The sequence below is a fragment of the Mesorhizobium sp. P2_F7 genome (genome assembly GCF_056403695.1).
Genome location: NZ_JBFUFA010000004.1, coordinates 835,088 through 856,051, shown reverse-complemented (window position 1 = coordinate 856,051; position 20,964 = coordinate 835,088). Strand labels below are relative to the sequence as shown.

The window sequence follows — 20,964 nt, the reverse complement described above, 5'->3', positions numbered from 1 at the left end:
TTCCACCACGGCAAGAAACCTTGCCGTGGTGGAATTCACCGCATGCGTCAATCGACCCGCACGCCGTCCTTTACGCGGTAGGTCGGCTTGTACATGGTGACCAGTTCTTCCGCCGCCGTCGGGTGGACGGCCATGGTGCGATCGAAATCGTCCTTGGTGACGCCGGCCTTCAGCGGAATGCCGAGAAGCTGCGCCATCTCACCGGCGTCCGGCCCAAGGATGTGAGCGCCGAGCACTTTTCGTGTGGCGCCGTCGACCACCAGCTTCGTCAGCATCTTTTCGTCGCGGCCCGACAGCGTATGCCGCATCGGCCGGAACGTGGCGCGGTAGATCTCGATGTCGGAATAGCGCTTGACGGCATCGTCCTCGGACAGGCCGACCGTGCCGATCTCCGGCTGTGAAAACACGGCGGTCGGGATCGTGTCGTGGTCGGGCGCGGTCGGGTTGCCCTTGAACGCGGTCTCGATGAAGCACATGGCTTCGTGGATCGCCACCGGCGTCAACTGCACACGGTTGGTGACGTCGCCAATCGCCCAGATGTTGTCGATGTTGGTGCGGGAATACTGGTCGACGACGATGGCGCCGGTCTTGCCGAGCTCGATGCCGACGCCTTCCAGGCCCATATTCTCGGTGTTGGGAATACGGCCGATGGCGAGCATGACCTGGTCGACCGTCAGCACCTTGCCGCCGGTGACCAGCGCGTCCAGCCGCCCATCCGGCCGCTTGCGCACCCATTCCGACACGGCGTGGCAGAGGATTTTTATCCCCTTCTTCTCCATGGTTTCGTGCAGCATGCGCCGCAGGTCCATGTCGAAGCGCGACAGGATCTCCTTGCCGCGGTAGACCAGCGTGGTGTCGACGCCCAGGCCATGGAAGATGTTGGCGAATTCGACGGCGATGTAGCCGCCGCCCTCGATCATGATCGCCTTCGGCAACTGCTTGAGATCGAAGGCTTCGTTGGAAAAGATGCAATGCTCGTGGCCGACAAGGGCGGGATGCGGCGCCGGCCGGCCGCCGGTGGCGATCAGGATCTGGTCGGCGGTGACGGTGCGGTCGTCGCCCAGGAGATGCACGACATGCGGATCGACCAGCATGGCGCGCGAGTGGAACGTCTCGCCGCCGGAGCCTTTCACGTTCTTCTCGTAAATAGCCTCCAGCCGGGCGATCTCGCGGTCCTTGTTGGCGACCAGCGTCGGCCAGTCGAAGCTCGCCTCCGGCACCGTCCAGCCGTAGCCGGCGGCATCAGCGAAATGCTCGGGAAATTGCGAGGCATAGACGTACAGCTTCTTCGGCACGCAGCCTCTGATGACGCAGGTGCCGCCATAACGGTATTCCTCGGCGATGCCGACGCGTTTTCCCAGCGCTGCCGCCACGCGCGCCGCCCTCACCCCGCCGGAGCCGCCGCCGATGACGAAGAGATCGTAGTCGTAACCGGCCATGCCGCCGCTCCTTGCCTGCAAAATGTTTGAGACAGGTAGGCTGCATGAGGCCAAAAGAAAAGCCCGGTTTGAACCGGGCTTTCTTGGTCCAGCGGCACAAGGGCCGTGGCGAAAAGAGACGCGTTAGTTCTTCGGGGCTTCGGGCTGATCGCCGTCTGCGGGAGCCGCGCCGTCGGCAGGGGCAGCGCCATCGGCGGGGGCCGTTGCGTTATCCGGTGCGGGCGTGGCCGGAGCAGCGGCCTTCGCGGCGGCAGCCAGCGTCTCGCCAACCTGCTGGGCGAGATCGCGCGCTACGCCGTTCTGCCAGATGTCGGCAGCCTTGACCAAATCGCGCGTCACCGTCGGGCCACTGTCGAGCAGCTTCTTGCCGGCGTCAGAATTGTAGAAAGCGGCGATGTCGGTGAGGTCCTTTTCGGAGAACACCTTGGCATAGGCCAGTGCTGCCTCCTTCTCCAGATCGGCGCGACGCGCCGCCAGCGCCAGAGCCTTCTCGGCGACGGTCTTGGTGATCAGCTCCTGCATATCCGGGTTCTTCTGGATCAGCTGGTCCTCAAGCCCGGCTGCGGCCTGCGGCAGGATGTTGTCGAACGGGTCGGTTGCGTGGATCGCGGCGACCGCGGCGCGCGCCGCCTTCAGATGCGATTCGGTGACATCCTGCGAAAACGCCGGCGCGGTGAACGCCAGGACAGCCGAAGCCGCCACGACGGCGGACAATTGGCGAACCCGTTTATGCAACATCATGATCGATAGAACTCCCTGGTTTTCGGGCGGCATGGACGGTTTGGATGCCGTCGCCGCCGGCGATGATGGCCGCTGACGCCAGCCCGATGAAAAGACCATGCTCGACCACGCCGGGGATGGCATGGAGAGCATTCGAAAGCGCTCTTGTATCCGGAATGCGGCCAAAAGATGCATCGAGGATAAAATGGCCGCCGTCTGTAACAAAAGGCTGGCCCCCCGTCATCCTCAATGTAGCCGGGCCGGAAAGGCCGAGACTTTTGGCCGCTGCCGCGACCGCGATCTCGGTGGCGCGCAGGCCGAACTGATTGACCTCGATGGGCAGCGGAAACCGGCCGAGGGTCTCGACCATTTTCGACTTGTCGGCAATGACGATCATGCGCCCGGAGGCCGCCGCGACGATCTTCTCGCGCAGCAGCGCGCCGCCTCCTCCTTTGATCAGCGTCAGCGCCGGGTCGACCTCATCGGCGCCATCGACCGTGAGATCGAGCTCGGGCGTTTCCTCCAGCGTCGACAGCGGCACGCCGAGTTCGCGGCAGAGGGCTGCGGTGCGCTCCGACGTCGGCACGCCGATGACGGTCAGCCCGGTGGCGACCCTCTCGGCCAGCAGCCGCACGAATTCTTCCGCCGTGGTGCCGGTGCCGATGCCGAGCCGCATGCCGTCGCTGACATGGGCAAGGGCTGCCCGCGCGGCCTCGACCTTCAACTGCCTCGCATCCATATGTGCCCCAGATTTTGGCTTTGTCGAGATTTCGGTTGGTTGCGCGCTCCTAGCACTTTTGCCCGCTGGGTCAAAGACTTTGGCTGTCCGCCTGCTTGCCTGAATGAAGCGCAGACGCTATCGCCTGCCTGCAATGCATCAGCCACAGGACAGGCCATGACCCAACCGATCATCGTGTTCGACCTCGATGGGACGCTGATCGACACGGCGCCGGACCTGCTCGACAGTCTCAACCACAGCCTCGCCGAAAGCGCGCTGGCGGCTGTCGACGAGGCCGGCTTCCGGCGATTTGTCGGCCAGGGCGGGCGGGTGATGATCGAGCGCGCGCATATCGCGCAGCAGAAATCGCTTGGCGTCGAGGAGCATGACCGGCTGCTAAAACTGTTTATCGACCACTACGCGCTCAACATCCCCGGCAAGTCGCGCCCCTACCCCGGTGTGGTCGAGGCGATCGCCCGCTTCGAGAAGGCGGGTTATCTGCTTGCCATCTGCACCAACAAATATGAGGGCCATTCGAAAGCGCTGATCGACGCGCTCGGCCTGACAAAACATTTCGCCGCGATCGCCGGCCAGGACACGTTCGCCTTCCGCAAGCCCGACCCCCGGCATCTGACCGAAACCATCCGGCTCGCCTGCGGCGATCCGGACCGCGCGCTGATGGTTGGCGATTCGCAGACCGACATCGACACGGCCAAGGCCGCCGGCATTCCGGTGGTCGCCGTCGATTTCGGCTATACCGACCGCCATGTCAGAGAATTCGAACCGTCGGCGGTGATTTCGCATTTCGACGCGCTGACCCTGGAGCTGGCGGAACGGCTGATTGCTGCGGCGGCCGGCTGATCGGAGGGCGATTGCGGCGGCTGGCCGCTGAGGAACGGTGATTGCGCGGCTGCCTCCGCCCTCGGCTATTTCAAGCACAGAAGGCAGGCGCATCGCCTTGACTTCACCAGCCTGCCTCCCTTATATCGCGGCTCGCTTGGCCTTCGGGCAACGAGCGGGCGATTAGCTCAGCGGGAGAGCACACCCTTCACACGGGTGGGGTCGCAGGTTCAATCCCTGCATCGCCCACCATTTTCCGTGGAATTCCCATCATATTTGCTCGGCGGCGAGTTTGCCGGCTTCAGCCATTCGCGACTGATACTCAATATCGGGGCCTATTGTCGGAAACCACAACCAGCCTCCCTCCAACATTCTGGCAGCGTTTGCAGACAAGCTTCGAAGCCAGCCGCTTTTCGGTGATGAAGTCGTAGTGCGTGCCGTACGTCTCGATTAGACCATCGAGATCGAGCGAGCGTAGATGACCGCATCGGGGATTGCCGCAATATACGCTGAGGCCCATGCCTTGATCGCGAAGCTCGCCAAGCTTTGCGGGCTGAGCGATCGACAGAACAATAGCTGCCGGGTCCGCCGGATTGGCCACCACCACGAGGATAGGTCTTCGAAACTCTGCCTGATCAATGGCGCCGATTGCCTGGACTGCCTTATCTTGGGCAACGCCGATGAGGGAATCGATCTCTTCCATTGCCGCAGTATGCCCGCGGGCAAACAAGGCCCTTCGCAGCACATGCAGCGTATCTCTCGTTTCGCAAAGTGTCGTCCGGAGCGTGAGAGGCATTTCGCGCTCAATTCTTCATGTAGCTGTCGGGAAGACATTCGGCTTCAAGTGCCGCTGCTATGAAGGCTCGGTGAACGTCCCTTGTGCTGCAGCACCCCGTCCGTTCCCCCACCAAGGCAGCAAGCGCGGCCAGAAACAGTGGGCCATCGGAAGGCCAGTCGTTCGCCAACGCGTCGGCCATTTGCGGCAGCGTAGCAAGGACTGAGATCGTGCCGTCCCTGCGCGCGATCGGGATCCCCGAAAACATGTTAGGCTGGCTGTTTGTCACTGCATAGCTCCCGCTGGGGCGGGAGAATGTTATGCTCTCTCAAGCACCAGCGCCCGTACAATGGCTGATGACAAAGCTGTTTGAGCACTTAAATAAGCCCATGTCCATTAACTATGACGTACAAGACGAGCGATATTCGAAATTTAATATCAGGTCGTCATTTACTTGATCTGGCGTCTGCGCGCGTCGAGTGACTCGGCTCATCGCTCCAGCATCGGAGAAAACCCGCGCAAGCGGTATCTATCACTGCGGCACGAGGCTTGAGTCAGGACTGCCTCAGCAACTACAACTCGCCCCCTCCCCGCCAAAGTTCTTCTGGGCAAAATTCAGGGCGCTTGAGTAGCTCGTGTAGCTTTGGAACTGACAGACATTGGAGCCGCGGCGCACCTTCATCTGCTCGAGGTCCCAGAACGAGACCTCGATGCGGTCGTCGGCGCAATAGACCGTGTAGCGTTCAGGCTCCAGCGCCCTGGCTTTCTGTACCGGTATGGAAACGGCCGGAATTGACAGCATGGAAAGTGCAAGCATGACGACATGACGCGTGCGCATATAAGACCCCCAGTATGAAACCAGCCCGTAGTATCGCCACTGTTTTGAAGCGGTGCATCGCGGCTTTTTGACGAACGGCCTTTTCCGGCAGTCCGGGCTTCAGCCACGCCTATATGCTGATCCAGATCTCCAGCGTGTTGGCGCCGATAACCGGGACCGCCCTTGCGGTGACCGGCTGGCCGGCGGCGGTGAGGTCGGCGGCCAGCAGCTCGGCGGCGCGGCGGTCGGCGTCATTGTAGGGGTTGTAGCGAACCTCGTTCTTGCCGGCGGCAGCGGCCACACGTTCCTCGCCGGGCGTCGGGATGCCCCAGCCCAAGGCGCGCATCTTGGCGGAAAGCGCCTGGGCATCCTCGCGCGTCATGCCGGCGAACTGGACGTAAACCGTCTGCGGGCTCCGCTGAATATGCAGCCGATCCTTCAACGTGTTGAGCGCGTCGCGGTCCTGCTCGCCGATGATCGCCTGACCGTCGGCCGCTGATGTATCGAGATCTGCGACAGCGCGGCGCGCGGCGGCGAACACAGGCAGCCAGTCCGGGCGGCTCCAAAGGTCAGGCGGAACGCTGAGCAAGGTCTCCAGCACGTTGGTGCGCCCGGCAGGCGTCAGTCCGGTCATGCTCTGGAGGCCGGCCATCTCGACGAGAGCCGCCACGATCTTGCGCCGTTCGGGCACAGGCAGGTCCGGATTGCCGAGGACGGCAATCAATTCACCGCGCAGCGCATTGCCGGCGCCGTCGGTGCTGTCGAGCCGTTTGACGCGCCCCGCCAACGCGTCTGCCGCGGTTCCATTCGGGCCGGGGTTCTTCACCGAATCCGTCCATTCGATAAGCGTGCCGAAATTCAGGCTCGTGCGTTTTTCAAGCTCGGCAACCGAGAGCCGGTATCGGTCGGGATCGAATTCGCCTGTTGCGTCAGCTGGAATGAAGAACGCGTCGACGACGAATTCGGGCTCCCTGACTTCTCCCTTCACGGCCGCCGGCACGGAAGAGACGGCAAGCTTCCAATAGGCATAGGGCGCCGGCACGCCGTTGACCGGCTGCTCGGCCGGCCGGAAGACGGGGCCGCTGAAAATGGTCACCCGGTTGGCCAGCGGATTGTGCTGGGTGCGCACCCAGTTTTCGAGCGGCGCCCACATGGTTCCGTAGAAAGCGTTGGGCTGCGGCATGGTGTTGGGCAGGACATAGGCATACTGCGCCAGTTTGAGCGCCGCCGTTGCCGGATCGCCGGTGAATTCGGGCCCCCAGGCGATGTCGCTGGCGTTGGCCAAACGCGCCGGCAGCCATTGCCGGTCCGGGCTGAGGTACCAGTTTCGATCGGGCTGCGCGTCGCGCGGCAGGCGGACGTCATACCGCAATCGGCCGCCGGTGACTTGTAGGGTCATCCTTTGCGATCGATCGAGATTGACCGCCGAATAGATGGCCATGCGGTGGCTTCGGCCCATGACCAGCGAGTAGTTGATGTAGTCCAGCGGCGTCGCCGAGGCGTCGTTTGCCAGGTCGCCGGTCAGCCTGGGCAGGCCGATTGTGGCCTGGATAAAATCCACCTTGTATCCGGCAAGAGCGTTGGGCTGCTTGTCGGTAACCTTGCCGAGCAGTGGCTCGAGCGCGCTCTGCAGCGGCGCCGGCAGCTGGCCGAGCGCGATCTCGTTGCTCTTGACCCGGCCGGCCAGTTCAACGAGCACCGCCTGCTGCAAATCGGGCGTCAATTCCTCCAGAGACATGCTGCCGGCCTTGAGCTGGTCGGCCATGAAGACGATCGCCGAGCGTAGTGTAGCTTGCGTGGCCTGCTGCTCGGCCAGCCGCTTGGCGGCGTCATCCGCGTTCTTCAGGGCAACGTCACGTGCCCCCTCGGCCTGCACGCGCGCGTTTTTTGCATCTTCAAGGGCTGTGCTGAGATCCTTGTTGAGCGATGCCACCTTGTTTGCGGTATCCTCGGCTTCGGACTGCGCTTTCTCGGCAATGGTTCGCGCATGGAAGGCGTCATTCCTCTGGTTCAAAGCGAAGTAGGTCGTTGCCGCGAGGATCGCCGCCGCTATGGCGAACAGCGCGATCAATATGTTCTTGCTGCGGTCGCGCTGCTTCTGGCTGTCCGTCTCTGCGTTGGCGCTCGCCTCGACGAATTCGGCAATGTCGGGACCTTGCGGAAGCTCCGCCGCCTCCTTCAGTGCTTCGCCACGCAGGAGATAGCCGGCGTAGCCGGTGTTCTTCCATTGCCGCGCCTGGGCGGCAACGCGGATGCGAAAGCGCTCGGTCAGCTCGTCCGAACTTAGTTCGTCGTCCGATGCGAAGCCGTCGCCGGATTCGGCACTGTCTTTGGTCGCGACGACCACCGATTCCGGGACAGCGGTGGCGACCGCTCCGAGATCGGTGATGTCGTGCGATACGGGTTCGGAGTCGACGGCGATTGGCTCTGCTGTTTCGAGGCCGCCTGCGAAAGCCGCTAGACGCGCCGGGCTGACATCGGCTGAGGTGATGCCGGGGCGCGTGACCAGTTCTGCCGACCAATAGTCGAGGATGCGCTGCGCCGCGCGGCGGTCGGATTCCCGTTCGATGGTGCTGCCGGCGCGCCGCGCCCTGGCCAGGAAGTCGCGGATGGTCCGGGCATCGGGAACCGTATTGTCGATGCTGGCTTCCGTCGTCTCGGCCCCGGCCTTGTCGCTGCGCTTCATCGAGGGGTCGACGGCTTCGTTAGCGCTGGCGATGCGCATCAGCTCGAGATGCGCGATGCGGATGTCGCTCAGCGAGATAAACTCGGTCGAGGTTTCGGTGGTTGTCACAGTTTCTTCGCTCATGACCCCAGGTCCTCAATGATCTTGTGCAAAGGCGTGCTGACGCGGACGATCGAGGCGCATTCCGTTTTCAGCGCCAGATCGACCTGGACGAAGCGTTGCTGGGCCTCGTCCCGGTAGGCTTCGAAGGCAAGGATGAAGGCGGTGTCGACGGTCTCGCGAGACAGCTGGTCGTTGACGTCGGTGGAGTAGCCGGCAAGCATTGTCCGCCACTGTCCGTTTGGGTCGAGATCGGCAAGAACCTTGACCTTTACTTCCAGGTTTCGCCACAGCGGCGAGAACTGGAACGGCAACGACTTGTCCGCCGCAGGTACCCCTTCTATCGGCTCGATCATATCGGTGAGGCTGGCCAGCTTGTTGTCGATGTCCTGCCAGAGCTTGTGCTCGACGACCCGCGCATAGATGGTCGAGGACAGTACCTTGATCGCGTCATGCGCGGCTTTTATCGCCGGCACGGACGGCTCGTCGGCTGGAAGTCTGCCGGCTATCGTTTCGAGCCCCGTGGCCAGGATGCCGAAAGGCAGGTTCCTAGCGGTGACGAAGATCTGCTGGTTCAGCCGCGAGGGTACGACGCGCAGCACCGTGCGCACATCCAGCAAGGCGTCGTAGGCGTCAGCCGACGTGTTGGGGATTGCGCTCTGCAGTTTCGTCGCGGCCTGGCCGAGGTCGTCGAGCCATGCCTGCTCGATGTCGCGAAGCGCCGGCCCAGGGGGCAATACCATGACCTTGTCGCCGGCGGATGCGCAGAAGAGCCTCAACTGGTTGAGAAATTTGCGCAGGACGCGGACTTGATTGAGATCCGCGCCCATGTCCCGCCCGGCGATCATGAGGCTCTGGAAGCTGCCGATGCCATATTGAAAGCTCTGCAGGCCGTCATGCAGGTTCTTGTAGGTCGCAAGAACGTCGATCTGGCTGGTGACGGCGGTGAGCCCATCGCCGGCGGCGAGCACCGCCTGGATGTCCTTGGGCTGCTGGTTGACGGCGTCGAAGCCGGCAACCGCGGTGTTGACCCGATCGTCGGTGGTCAGGCCCGGCAGGTCAGGCGTCGGTTTTGCACCTGTTGTCAGTTCCTGGAGGTAGGCGGTGCACAGGGCCGAACATTGCGGATTTTGCGCCGCGACGGTGGCCATCAGCGGCTGCGACAGTTTGTTGGCCTGCGCATAGTCAAGGATACCGAACCAGACTGCGAGAGCCGACCCCTGCAGGTTGATCGCTCCGGCGAGAATACCGGCGTCCTTGGTTACCCTCAACCAATCGGGAGGCAATGGGTAGAGATCAGCCAGTTGAAGCCTGAGGTCGAAATAGGCGCTGATCTCTGAACTCCCCTGGCGTTCGGTGTGGGTATCTCTTTGTTTTGACGCAACTCCGGACGGAAAACCGCTTCACACTTTTCCTGGAGTTGCTCTAAAATCCATCACATCCGAAAGAATTCACATGGCATAGTCTCAAATCGTCGCGCATCTCGTCACGCCAACGGTCTGGCACATCACCATTACACAGGCTTGGCCGCGAGGTCCCGGATGATGGTGTCGATCGCGATGCCTTCGTTGCGATAGTATGTGCTTTTGGTTACCGCGTTGGGCTCGGTCAGCCAGCCGCCGCTGTGATGCAGCGCAATCAGGTTCCAGTCGGTGTCGAAGACGGGCGAGCCGGAGGATCCCGGCAGCGTGTCGGTGAGATACTGGACGCGGCCGCCGCCGACGAAGGCCACGACATTGGCGACGAATGAAATCTGCTTTTGCGCGCCGCCGGGATGCTGGATGATGTTGACGTGATCGCCGACCTTCACGGCCATCGGCTTCATGTCCAGTTCGCCCCATTTGGAGGCGTCGCCCTTGATGCGGACAGCCGACCAGTCATTGTCCTTGGAGGTGCGAAGGGGCACGGCGGTGTCGATGCTGAATTCCTCGAATGGCGCGTCGAGCCCGGCCACGGTCCGCTGATAATTGAACTGGGCCACGGCGCCCACCATGGAAGCATCGTCGGGCAACACGTGGTTGTTGGTGATCAGGATCCCGCCGGCGGTCATGAAGCCGGTGCCGGAACTGCCATCGGCACGCTTGATGCGCACCACCGATTTCGCCCTGATAACGCCGAGTTCAAGATAGCTGATCGGCACCAGCGTGCTTTTGTCACCGAGGATCTTTTCGAGCTGGCCCGGCGCACCGCTCCACTTGGCAGTGGCGGGTCCTTCGAGCGGTGGTGGCGGCGCATGCTGCTTTGCCTGCTGCAATGCCTCGTCGCCGGGATTCTCGTCCAGCGCAAAGGCCACGAGGGCATCAGCCTTGGTCTCCTGCTTTGCGCGCTGGACAATCGCAAACCAGTTGTTGATCGCCTTGTTGTCAAAGGCGATTTGCGACGTGGCCAACCCAACCCCTTTGGCGACACGCACGCCGTCGCCGATCATCGGGTAGAGATTGGCGAGAATCCGGTTGAGGCTGGTCAGCTGGGCCTGCGTCCACTCGGTCATTGGACGCCCCCTAGCTCTTCTTTTTTCGCTTCCGTGACCCCGCCCGCATGGCGATCTCCGTGCCGCGGACAGTGTCGTATTGATCGGCGTCGATCAGCGATTGGTCGAAGCTGACGCCGGTCATTTCGGAGATTTCGGTCAGCGGGTACATCGCGCCGATGAATTCTTCGGCGACCGTGAACTCCAGTTCCGTGTCGGAAAGATCCTGTTCGAGCACGAAACCATAACTGGCGAGGCCGTCATTGACGCGAGCCACGACCACTTTCCAGAAGCGGCGCGGCACGAGCGCACGAAGACTGGTGCCCTTGGGACCCTTGCCGGCGAAGGTGCGGTCGTCTGCGGCCAGGACCGGACCGGCGAAGACGCAAAGCCGTTCGCTCGCCGCCTCGGACAGGACATGGTTCTCGAGATCACCCCAGTTCTTCTCGCAGCTGTCGGAGCGGTTGTAGCCTTCGACCTGAGGCGAGCAGTTGGTGACATGGAAGGAGCAGACATTGCCCCGGAGCAGACGTTCGAAGGTGCTGCCCCAGGCCACGTCATCGCGCCTGACGATGTGGCCCTTGTCGAAAGCGCCCTGATCCTGGACATAGAAGACGTCGGGGATCTGGAACTTGTCGTCGAGCCGCAGATCCGGGAACCAGCGCTCGCTGAACAGGCCACCCCGCGAATAGTTGCGGCCCTTTTCCGGTTCGCGCAGATTGCTTTCCTCAGTGACGTTGGAGGCGGTGAACAGGGCCAGCCGCCGCTTGGCGTGCATCTTGAGCGAGAAGTTCTGGTAGTCGAGCCGCGTGCCGCCGGCCTTGAGCGGCGCCAGAACGGACGGGTCGGTGGCCTCCGGCATCGGCACCACGACCGGCGCGAGCTTGGTGCCGCCGGAGAGGAACTTTTCGTCGTAGCCCTCATAGCCGTCATAGTCGGCGACCGATTTGGGAACGAACGCCCCGCCCGGAGGGGTCGGTTTGGCAGCTTCGAGCTCGACCGATTCCATGACCGCTTCGTGGGCGGCCGGAGCGGAGCCTAGGGAGACGGTGATGCGCAACGGCACTTCGAAGGTGATGCTGCCGCCGGGCGAAACGACGACGCCTCCGCCGGCGGGTGGCGGCGCCTGGGTGACGACGCCCGGAATTTTCTTTACGCCGCCGATCTCGACCAGGTTTACGCCTTCGGCAGGCGAGGCGCTGTCCGCCTTGTTCCACCAGGCGCCCCAATCGTTGGGGCCGCCGCTGGCAGGGCCGGCGAAGTTGAGGCCGAGGTCGACGACGCGCTGGTCTTTCGCCAGCGCGCCGGTGGGCACGGCGTAGTTGCGCTCGAGATAGCGGCCGGCAAAATGCAGCGCCACGACCTCACCGGAGGCAAGGTTGATCATGGCGGTGCCGGAGTTGCCGCCAGTCGTCGAGCAGTCATGTGTCGCCGCGTTGACGATCTTTCCGAAACTCTCGGTGCCGAAGGCGCCCTGCAGCATGCCCGGTTGCAGGCGCTTGACCTGGAAACGGTTGCGCATGAGGTCGTTCTGGACATCGACCGCGTTGCGATTGTCGAACGCCGGATAGCCGATGGCGACAACTTCCTGACGCAGCATGTCGCGCGCGTCGGCGACGGCGAGCGACAGCGGCTTGATGTTGTCGGGCAGGCCTTCGACTTCGAGGATCGCCATGTCCCAATAGGGATGGATCATCCGGACATTGCGGATCTTGAAGACATTTCCTGCGGCCGAATCGCGCTTGAAGTCGATGCCGGCGGCACGGCCGTTGATGAACTGCAGATTGCGGTCACCGAGACCGTCAGCAAAGATCTGCGCGACATGGCGGTTGGTCATCAACAGGTTGCGCCCGACGACAAAGCCGGTGCCGCCATAGGGGATGTTGGTGTTCCACAACAGTTCGATGCGCCCGATCGCCGGCAGGGCGGCCTCGATGCGCTGTTTGAATGCGGCCTCGCTGGTCAGCTTCGTCCACAGCGAGTGACCCGGTGTCGGCGCACCGTCGAAAGTCAACGTCGTGAAGGTACCATCCTTGATGTCATAGACCGGCCGCAACTCCGGGATGATAATGGCTTCCAGATCGGAAAGCTGGTCGGGCGCGACCTCAGCCCCTCGCGCCAGATTCTCCGCACCGGCGCGCGCCGATTCAAATGCCGCTTCCGTCTTGCCGCCGTCCGTGGGCGCAAGGGATTCCAAGGCGCCACCGGCCATCGTCTCCATGTTTGCGAGGACCGATTCAGTCCCCTCGCCTCCGGTGACGAGATCAAGATATTGACGGATTCGCTGCTCTCTGCTGACCGGCATGGTCGCCCCTCCCCCAAAGGTTCTGCCAAAGTAAAGAACTGTATTGCCCCATTTTATACTGGCGCAATTCTGTCTGTCACGCAAGGAAACAAATCAACACGCATCGAATATGACTAGGGCGTGACGTTGGCATGTCTCTTCGCCCGCGGTCGCTCGCGCGATGTGCCACGGTCGCATTATTTTAGCGCCGCAGTATGTGAGCTCCATCACAGACGGTGACCCGTTTCCGCCCTCCTATCGCGGCGGGCGGAAATGGGCATTGCGTGTCCGCTCGGATTGCGGGAATTTGATCACCTAACCCTTTTCATCGGTTGCCGTCTGCACGCGGTCGGCTCCTCCGGCCGCCTATGCAGACGGCTTTCCGCCTGGCGCAAGCCGGCACTGGGCGCGACCACTGCGCCGCGCCTTTAGAAGGCGTAATGGCAAAGGGATGAACGCCGGGCTTTGATGCGGTGCACTCTTGCCTTAAACTTTGGCCGTGAAACTTGGCAACTGCGGCAATTGGGAAGTTCAACATGGCTTTTGGCGGCGCGAACGACAGAAACGATCTGCCGCGCCTGGCACGCATCGACCCGAAGCTGTTCGATCTTCTGTTCAGCGGCTGCAAAGTCGAGCGCTGCGCCGCGGGCCAGCATCTGTTCGTCCAGGAAGATCCCGCCGATCGCATCTATGGGGTAATGAGCGGCACGGTGGAAATCTCGATCTATTCGCCTGGCGGCCAGAAACTGGTAGCCAATATCGAGCTGTCGCGCAGCCTGGTCGGCGAGATCGGCGCGCTTGACGGACGGCCCCGCACAGCCACCGCCATCTGTCTTACCGCGTGCGAGCTGGTCTCGCTCAGCAGGACACAACTCTTTGATCGCATTGAAAGAAATCCGCCCTTGGCGCGCGCGATGATCGAACTTCTGTGCGCCCGGCTGCGCTGGATCAGCGGCGAACTCGGCGACCAGGCCTTCTTCGGCATCGAGGCGAGGCTGGCCAAGCGCCTGGTCTTCCTGGCCGAGGTGATGGCCGACGCCGCCGGCTGGATTCCGATCTCGCAATCGGAGCTCGGAGAGTTCCTCGGCGCCACGCGCGAGTCCGTCAACAAGACGCTCAACGACTGGCGCGCCCGCTCGTTCATCGCCATCAAGCGCGGCGGCCTGCGCATCACCGACGCCGGCGCACTGCGCCATATCGCCGACTCGCAGGACGACGACTGACACTCCCTGCTCCAGAAGACCAGGCGAATCAGAGCCGTGAAATCAGGTAGCGCAACGCCGAGCGGCTGGGCATGAAGAAGTAGCCGCCACCCTTTGTGGTGACGAATTGCGGCATGTCACGGAGCGTCGTGACCTTTTCCCATGACGGAATGGTGAACCTGCCATCGCCGTCGCGCGAACCGATCGTCGGGTCCTTTTCAGCGACGAGGCCCTGGAATGTGGGCGACGAAACCCAGGTTTGCTGGATGAATTCATACTGGCGCTCGATGTCGGCGTTAAGGCACATGAAGAGCAGTCCCCTTTCGACCTTGCCATTCTTGCCGTCCTGCTTCTCATAGGTGCGGCCGACCCGCAGGATACGATGGCGCTTGCCGATATTGATCTGCGTATCGCGGTCCTCACCCAGCGAATCGCGTGGGTTGGAACGGCGTATGTGCGCACCAAGCGGGCAGCGATGGCCTTGCGGGTCCTCGGCGCCAGTGGCGAAGTTGTTGTCGATAACGCGTCCCGGATGATCGGGGTTGCGCACCAGTGAGCTGCCGTTCTGCCAGCGGCCGAGCATCTTGGCGGCAATCCAATCTTGCGTGATGGCTTGGTTGCCGAGTTGGCTCGCGACCAAGGCTGCAGCCTTTTTGCAGTAGTCGTTGAAGACGTCGACATGCTGCTCGAACTGGCGAATGACGAGGAATGAGCCGTTGCGGCCGAAATCGCGCGGCGGTGTCGGCAGGCCCGGAATAAGCCGGCTACGGCGCACCTGCGAAAGGATGCCGGTCCGATCGCGTGATGCGCTTACCGAGGGCGAGGCTGGATAGAACCCATGCTCGTCACGATAACCGAACAGGAACTCACCGGGCGCGACCAGATGCATGGGCGCGGCGCCCCTGCTGGCGCGGGTCGTGCCTCGGACAATCGGCTGCGAAATCCCGTCGGCGAAACCGAAATGCTCGTAGGCTGGCCCGCGTTCCGACCTACCGTCACGCTTTGCCCCATCGGACGATTTCGTATCGGTCGGACCCCGATTTACGGCGAGCGGCAGTTCGGCGACGACCTTCATGCCGGCACCGGTCGTCTTTCGTTTCACGGTGGCAATCTCGGTCTTCAACCTTCCCGGTTCTTCAGCATAGCAGACGATCACCACGTCCACAGGGTTCTCCAGCGACCCCCACTCCCATTCGTCCGGGCCGTCGCGGCCTCGGTCGTCCAGTATGCGGCCACGCTCGGGATTGCCCATGCCATGGCGAAAGGCGATCGGAAATGTTTCCAGTGGATCGCCCTCCACACCCTCGTCGAGCCCAAACTGCCGCAGGCCACCGGGACCAAAGGCTACTATCATAGCGCGCCCGGCGGGCCTGCCTTCGCCGAAACTCGTCTGCTCAACAACGAAATCGAGCCAGGCTCTGCGCTTGGGCGCCGGCAACTTGTCCGGCACGCGGATCGCAAGCATATGCGAATAACCGAGCGGGCCGAGCGGGCCGAAGAAGATTGACTGGATCTCGCCGGTTTCCAGCTGCTGCTCGAGAGGTGCCGGAAAGGCAGAACTGATATTGGCCAGCAGCGAGGTGGTCTTTTGAACGGTGGTTGTTTCGCTCGCCGGGCGCCGTAGCGAACCAAACAAGCTCAGCCAGTCGCGCGCCTCGTTGCCGACGGCGGAAGCAATGCCGCGCCTGATCCGGGAATTGATCCGGATGCGCGTTGTGTTGATTTGGGGATAGGCGGAGTACCAGAACAGTGTTGGCGTCTGCTGGCGCCGCGCCCAGCGCTTGAAGCGATCGCCGTCGCGCGCGCCGTCGAGGAAGAGCCATTGTGTGCGTGGATAGCCCACGGTGTTGCTCCACACGCCGGTCAGGCCGGCGGATGCCTTGGCAATGAAGTCCTCAAGATAACTTTCCCAGCTGCCACCGTAGTTGGAGAAGAACAGCAATCTGTTGGAGCCCGGCAGGAGTATCCAGCGGGCAAAATGGATGGTGTTGATGGTGTTAAGGAAGCCTGGCTTGAACACCTTCTGGGCAGCTATCGAGATCAGGTAGAAGGAAAATCTGAGCGCCAGCCGCCGCAAGATGCCAGCCTTCATCGTCGAAATCGCGGTCAGATGGTTCTGCGCCGCGTGGTCCTCCTTGACGAGTATCGCGTTCAATTCAGATATGCCGATCGATGTGCTTTCCGGCTGATCTCTGTCCTCGCGGCGTCGCAGCGCCAGCAAGCACGCAAACACCAGCAGCGCCGCTGCCACCAACACTCCAAGTCCCGACAACAAAAGTGAAGTGATTGCTACGGCTATGGCGGTGAAGGAGATTTCGTGGGAACTGATGTCGATGGATCTGCCGAACACCACACTATAGGTCATGTACCAGCAAGCAGCCCAGATGATCGCCACCGTGACGAAGACCGGCGGTACCAGCAAGGTCGTCATCAGGGCACGGCCCCAATGGCCCGGCGGCTTTTCCAGCAGGCTTTCGGCCGGCTCGAACGCCCAGGCAAACGTCCCCAATGACTGAAGATGCTGGCGAGCTTCAGCGAGCACGGCGGGAGCGTTGCCGGTGCCTTGGCGCGGCCGCTCCACGATGCCGCGCACAGCTTCGAAAAGCTCGGCCTCGGCCATGATGCGCTGGACCGAGTGACCGGGCGTGCCCGAAAACACCAGTCCGGCGTTGCTGCCGAAAGACGGCGAGATGTCGACATTGTGCTTGCGCAGGAAATCGTTCAAGGCGCCGCCATCGCGCAGGTCGCAGACGTCCTTGAAGATCGGCCGCAGCCGGTGCCCGATTGCGTGCGTCACGGCATCGATGACGTCGTCGATGCTGCCGTCGCCGGAAATCTCGAGAACCAGAGCTCCTTTTTCCTGACCGGAATCAGCATCCATCTCGCCCGTACCGACAACGGCCAGGCTGGTGAAATGGATGGTGCCGACAATGTCGAGCGCGGTGCGGATCTCTTCGCTGGCCGGATTGCCGAGGCCGGCGACCTTGTCGCGCATAGCGTCCAGTGATCCGGACCGGGTGACCGGGCAGACCACCGACACCATCGACTGGCTGACCGTGCGGCAGAGTGGTGCCGGTTCGAAATCGACCTTGAGGGTTTCGGGATAAGCGCCGATGCGCGTCATCCGCCCGGCCTTGCCCGACATGCGGCGCAGGTTCTGCTTCTGGAACAGGGCGCGCAGGCTTTCGCCGATCTGGATCCTGGCGATCTCGGCGCCGATGCATTGATGGATGCCATGGCCGAAGACCATGTAGTCGCGGTGCGGGCGAGACGTGTCGAACTCATTCGGGTTTTGAACGGCGTCAGCGTCGAACATCGCTGACAGCGTGGCCGGCATCACGACTGTGCCGGCCTTCACCAGGCGCTCGCGGCGCGTGCCCTTGCCGATGGTCGCATCGCGCGCGGTGTAGCGCCACGGGCCGATCCAGATCGGCTTGAAGCGCATGGCTTCGAGCACGGCCTTGTCCAGCTTCCCGGTGTCGTTTTCGGCAAGTGCGGCGTCGATGGCTTGCCGGGCATCCGGCCGCGACAGGATCACGTCGAGGCAATTCCCGCTGGCCAGGACATTGGTCGGGACGAAGCCGGCGATCATGCCCAGCATGATCGAGTTCAGGTCGTCCCGCGACAAGCGGCCCTGGTCCATCTGGGCAACCAGCCTCGCCAGCGGCTGCTCGGTCTTCAAGCCGCGGTCCCTGACCGACTGGATGGAGCGGTCGATGACTTTGAGAAGGCGATCACCCGCCACCACTGCAAGCTCGCGCATGACGGGGCTCGCCGACGGATCCGAAAAAAACAGTGCGCTGAGCGCGATCGACCAATCGGCGAATTCGGATTCGTCGTCGATCTCAAGGCCGAAATAGTCGCGGCAGATGTGCACCGGAACGAGCCTCAGCAATCCGGAGATCGCATCGAAGCCAGGGCTGGCGCGCATCATGATGTCTTGCGAATGGCGCGCGGCGATCGGCCTGACAACGGCTTCGACTTCTGCCGGCGGAAAGGCGCTCAGCACCGACGATTTCATGCGGCGGTAGTCGGCGCCATCCTGCATGCCGAGGATGAAATTGGATCCCCGCGCGAACTCGGTCATTTCCGGGCCGTACGGGGTCTGGAACTCGTCGCCACGTTCCAGTATGTCGCGGACATCGGCGTTCTTGGTGACGAGTAGAACCCCGAACAGCATGCCGGTCGGGCGGAAGCGCCGCAAGAACGCCAACCACACGCGCGGATGGTCTTCGACGATAAATTCGGCGATGCGCGCCAACAGGCCCGTTTTGCGGATCCGGCCGAGATCGAAAGGCGGCATTTCCGACAGCGGGCGCTGGTTTTTCTGGGCTTCACGAATGCCGTCGAAATACTTCAGTTTGGTCATGCGCGTTCAAGCCCCCCGGCTGTCCACGTTATTGCGATGCCGGCCCTTCAACGCCTAGGTTTGCATCGGTTGTGAGTATGTGAATTTTTTCACAGTTAATCCGTGTTCGGCCAGCATTGAACGCCATGCTCATTTGGCCAGTTGGAAATTGGCGACGAGGAACTCGTTCGCTGCCTTGTCGGTGAACGGTATCCAGCGCACACGCTGTTCGGAAAAATCGGGGTGCCGGGTGGCGAAAATGGCCTTCTCGCGCCGTGCCTGTTCCGGCCGGCCGCTGCGCATCAGGGCGCCGATTTTCAGGAATCTGGCATAGAAATAGCTCGGAGACAGGTTGAGCGAACGGTCGGCAGCGGCAATCGCCGCCGGCCAGTTCTCGACAAAACTGTAGGCCGCCGTCAGTTCCCCAAGATTGTGGAAGCGGTAGAGGTCGAACGGGCTCAGTCGCTCGGTGTCGAGAAAGAACGGTATCGCCGACGCGGCATTGCCGAGCAGCAGCTGGGCGCTGCCCATGGCCGAGCGCGCGAAGGCAAAGCTCGGATTGATGTGGATCGCTTCCTCGAGATGGTCGACCGCCGATCGCGGTTCGCCCCGCATGATGTCGACGGCGCCGAGATGGGCGTGCGGGCGCGCATCCAGACTGTCCATCAGCAAGGCCTTGCGGGCAAACTGCTCGACCTTGTTCAAATCGTCGCTGTCGCCGAAACGCAGCCATGCCCGCCAGAAGTACCACCAGGCCAGTTCGTTCAGCACGGCGCTCGAATTGGGATCCTCGCGGTAGGCCTTCTGGAAGAATTCCAGCGCGGTCTCGGTGTCGCCCCGCGTGCGGCGGTTCATGTGCCAACGTCCACGCCGCACCAGCTGCCAGGTCTCCAGGCTCTCCCAGGGCACCTGGAAGGTGCGCGCCTGCTCTGCCCGGTCGACCTCCTTGTCGAGGATCGAAACGATCTCCGCGCCGATCTGGTCACGCAGGCTGAAGATGTCGACCAGGTCACGATCGAAGCGCTGCGACCAGACCAGCCGCCCGTTGGACGCGTCGGCAAGCGAGGTGTTGAGGCGGATCTGGCCACCATTGCGCATCAGCGTGCCGCTGACGATGTAGCGCGCACCGAGCGCGTTGCCGATCACCCGCGTGCCCAGCGTATCGTCGCGAAACTGGAAGCTGGAGCCCTTGGCGATGACAGAGAGCCATTTGGTGTTGGAAAGACCGTAGATGATGTCCTCGGCGATGCCGTCGGCCATATAGCCGATGTCGTGCTCGCCGCCATCGGCATGGAAGGGCAGGACGGCGATCGCCGGCGGCCCCTTGGACGACAGTTTCTGCGGGGCGTTGACCTGAGGGATCGCTGCGAACGAGGCCGCCGGCGAGGATCCGTTGCCGCCGCGCCCGGCGATCAGGACGCGCACCGGCAGCGCAATGTTCTTCAGCATGAATTCGCCGAGATCGGTGAATTCGGCCGCCGTCTTGTCCTTCACATGGTGCCATGTCGTCTCCGAAACGGCCAGACCGTCGCCCGGCGCGAACTCCTGGATGCGGGCGGCGATGTTGACGTCGTCGCCATACAGTTGGCCGCCACGCACGATGACGTCGCCGGTGTTGATGCCGGCACGAAACGGCATGCGCATGTCGTCGGCGACCGATGCGTTGAGCGCGACGATCCGGCCCTGGAAATCGAAGGCGGCGCGCAAGGCCTCGATCGGATTGCCGAATTCGGCCATGATGCTGTCGCCGGCGTCACCGAACGTGCGGCCGCCAAACGTGCCGCAGCTGTCGGCGATGATGTCGCGCCGCTCCTCGAATGCCGCGACAGCAGACTCATCGTCGATGCCCATCAGCCGTGAAAACCCGACGGCATCGATAGAAATGATTGTCGCCAGCTGACGGGTGTAGTTCCGTACAGCCATGTTGAAGCCCCGGTCCCTTCTGGTTCTGGTCCAGCACAGGCGACGACCCGTTCCTGAAACGCTTCGCCGTGCACTGAGAGAAGAAGATCCCGGCAGGTCTGGCGCGCCATGCCACCCTGCCAGGACCAGAAGTCTAGCAGGGTCTAGACGAAAGCTCTACCACCATCGGGTTGTCCGGCGCAGGTCACGGCAGCGGCCATGGTTAGCCGCCGGTTACCGCAAATGCGTGGGTATTCGCCCCTCCGGGTTGCGTTTCCTGAGCTTCGCGAAAGCCGCGCGATGTCAGCCCTGGCGGAACAAACTGGCCTGCGAGCGAGTTTCCAATGCGATCCATGCAAACATGAAATGAGGGCAATCATGCGAAATCTTGTAATGGCGACCGGCGCTGCACTTCTTCTCGCCGGCTCAACGGCCTTTGCCGCGGATGATGACAGGCCATTGCCACCGCAGAATGCCCAGAAGCTGTCGGCAATCATCGCCAAGGTCGAGCAGCGCGACGGCTTCCGCTATGTGAAGGAGGTCGACTGGGACAAGGACGGCTACACCGTCACCTATTACACGGCCGACAAGGCGAAAGTCGAAATCACCTTCGATCCGGTAACTGCCGAACCGAAATAGCGCTGCTGCCGCACCGCTTCGGCAA

Annotated in this window: 14 protein-coding genes and 1 tRNA gene; 4 read left to right on the top strand and 11 right to left on the bottom strand. The window is 62.6% G+C overall.

The genetic code is table 11. The features are described from left to right. Positions 1–47: 47 nt before the first annotated feature. The 3 genes from gor to rpiA form a co-directional block, all read right to left on the bottom strand. Positions 48–1,439 (bottom strand): glutathione-disulfide reductase, encoded by a 1,392-nt coding sequence (gene gor, locus AC1DZ8_RS18240; protein ID WP_477401347.1) that lies wholly within the window; start codon positions 1,437–1,439, stop codon positions 48–50. Positions 1,440–1,562: 123 nt separating this feature from the next. Continuing rightward, positions 1,563–2,180 carry a DUF2059 domain-containing protein gene (locus AC1DZ8_RS18235; protein WP_477309636.1) on the bottom strand — a complete coding sequence of 206 codons (618 nt, stop codon included), beginning with the start codon at positions 2,178–2,180 and terminating at the stop codon, positions 1,563–1,565. Further along, positions 2,167–2,898, bottom strand: a complete 732-nt coding sequence (gene rpiA, locus AC1DZ8_RS18230) for a ribose-5-phosphate isomerase RpiA (protein WP_477309637.1) — start codon at positions 2,896–2,898, stop codon at positions 2,167–2,169. The genes AC1DZ8_RS18235 and rpiA overlap by 14 nt, the downstream gene beginning before the upstream one ends. A gap of 156 nt (positions 2,899–3,054) precedes the next feature. Here rpiA and AC1DZ8_RS18225 point away from each other — a divergent pair, with 156 nt between their 5' ends. Together AC1DZ8_RS18225 and AC1DZ8_RS18220 are read left to right on the top strand one after the other, a co-directional pair. Next, positions 3,055–3,738 (top strand): phosphoglycolate phosphatase, encoded by a 684-nt coding sequence (locus AC1DZ8_RS18225; RefSeq protein ID WP_477309638.1) that lies wholly within the window; start codon positions 3,055–3,057, stop codon positions 3,736–3,738. A 156-nt stretch (positions 3,739–3,894) separates the two neighbouring features. Next, positions 3,895–3,969 (top strand) — tRNA-Val (locus AC1DZ8_RS18220). A 70-nt stretch (positions 3,970–4,039) separates the two neighbouring features. Here AC1DZ8_RS18220 and AC1DZ8_RS18215 read toward each other — a convergent pair. The 6 genes from AC1DZ8_RS18215 to AC1DZ8_RS18190 form a co-directional block, all read right to left on the bottom strand. Further along, positions 4,040–4,420: a hypothetical protein gene (locus AC1DZ8_RS18215; RefSeq protein ID WP_477309639.1), complete on the bottom strand. Its 381-nt coding sequence runs from the start codon at positions 4,418–4,420 to the stop codon at positions 4,040–4,042. Positions 4,421–5,057: 637 nt separating this feature from the next. Next, a complete protein-coding gene (locus tag AC1DZ8_RS18210) occupies positions 5,058–5,330 on the bottom strand; it encodes a hypothetical protein (protein ID WP_477401344.1) in 273 nt (90 codons plus the stop codon). Between the two features lie 109 nt (positions 5,331–5,439). Beyond that, positions 5,440–8,118, bottom strand: coding sequence for a DNA/RNA non-specific endonuclease (locus AC1DZ8_RS18205; RefSeq protein ID WP_477309641.1), 2,679 nt, complete (start codon positions 8,116–8,118; stop codon positions 5,440–5,442). Continuing rightward, entirely contained in the window at positions 8,115–9,365 is a 1,251-nt protein-coding gene (locus AC1DZ8_RS18200) for a hypothetical protein (RefSeq protein WP_477309642.1), read from the bottom strand. The genes AC1DZ8_RS18205 and AC1DZ8_RS18200 overlap by 4 nt, the downstream gene beginning before the upstream one ends. A 242-nt stretch (positions 9,366–9,607) precedes the next feature. After that, positions 9,608–10,585, bottom strand: coding sequence for a trypsin-like peptidase domain-containing protein (locus AC1DZ8_RS18195; protein ID WP_477309643.1), 978 nt, complete (start codon positions 10,583–10,585; stop codon positions 9,608–9,610). 10 nt (positions 10,586–10,595) lie between these two features. Next, positions 10,596–12,869 (bottom strand): DNA/RNA non-specific endonuclease, encoded by a 2,274-nt coding sequence (locus AC1DZ8_RS18190; protein WP_477309644.1) that lies wholly within the window; start codon positions 12,867–12,869, stop codon positions 10,596–10,598. Between the two features lie 515 nt (positions 12,870–13,384). On the opposite strand from AC1DZ8_RS18190, the gene AC1DZ8_RS18185 reads away from it, so the two are divergent. Continuing rightward, positions 13,385–14,071: a Crp/Fnr family transcriptional regulator gene (locus AC1DZ8_RS18185; protein WP_477309645.1), complete on the top strand. Its 687-nt coding sequence runs from the start codon at positions 13,385–13,387 to the stop codon at positions 14,069–14,071. Positions 14,072–14,099: 28 nt separating this feature from the next. Here the strand turns inward: AC1DZ8_RS18185 and AC1DZ8_RS18180 are convergent, their stop codons facing one another. Together AC1DZ8_RS18180 and AC1DZ8_RS18175 are read right to left on the bottom strand one after the other, a co-directional pair. Then, entirely contained in the window at positions 14,100–18,419 is a 4,320-nt protein-coding gene (locus AC1DZ8_RS18180) for a cytochrome P450 (RefSeq protein WP_477309646.1), read from the bottom strand. A 129-nt stretch (positions 18,420–18,548) separates the two neighbouring features. Next, a complete protein-coding gene (locus AC1DZ8_RS18175) occupies positions 18,549–20,321 on the bottom strand; it encodes an adenylate/guanylate cyclase domain-containing protein (protein WP_477309647.1) in 1,773 nt (590 codons plus the stop codon). A gap of 357 nt (positions 20,322–20,678) precedes the next feature. Here AC1DZ8_RS18175 and AC1DZ8_RS18170 point away from each other — a divergent pair, with 357 nt between their 5' ends. Then, positions 20,679–20,939, top strand: coding sequence for a PepSY domain-containing protein (locus AC1DZ8_RS18170; RefSeq protein WP_477309738.1), 261 nt, complete (start codon positions 20,679–20,681; stop codon positions 20,937–20,939). Positions 20,940–20,964: the final 25 nt, after the last annotated feature.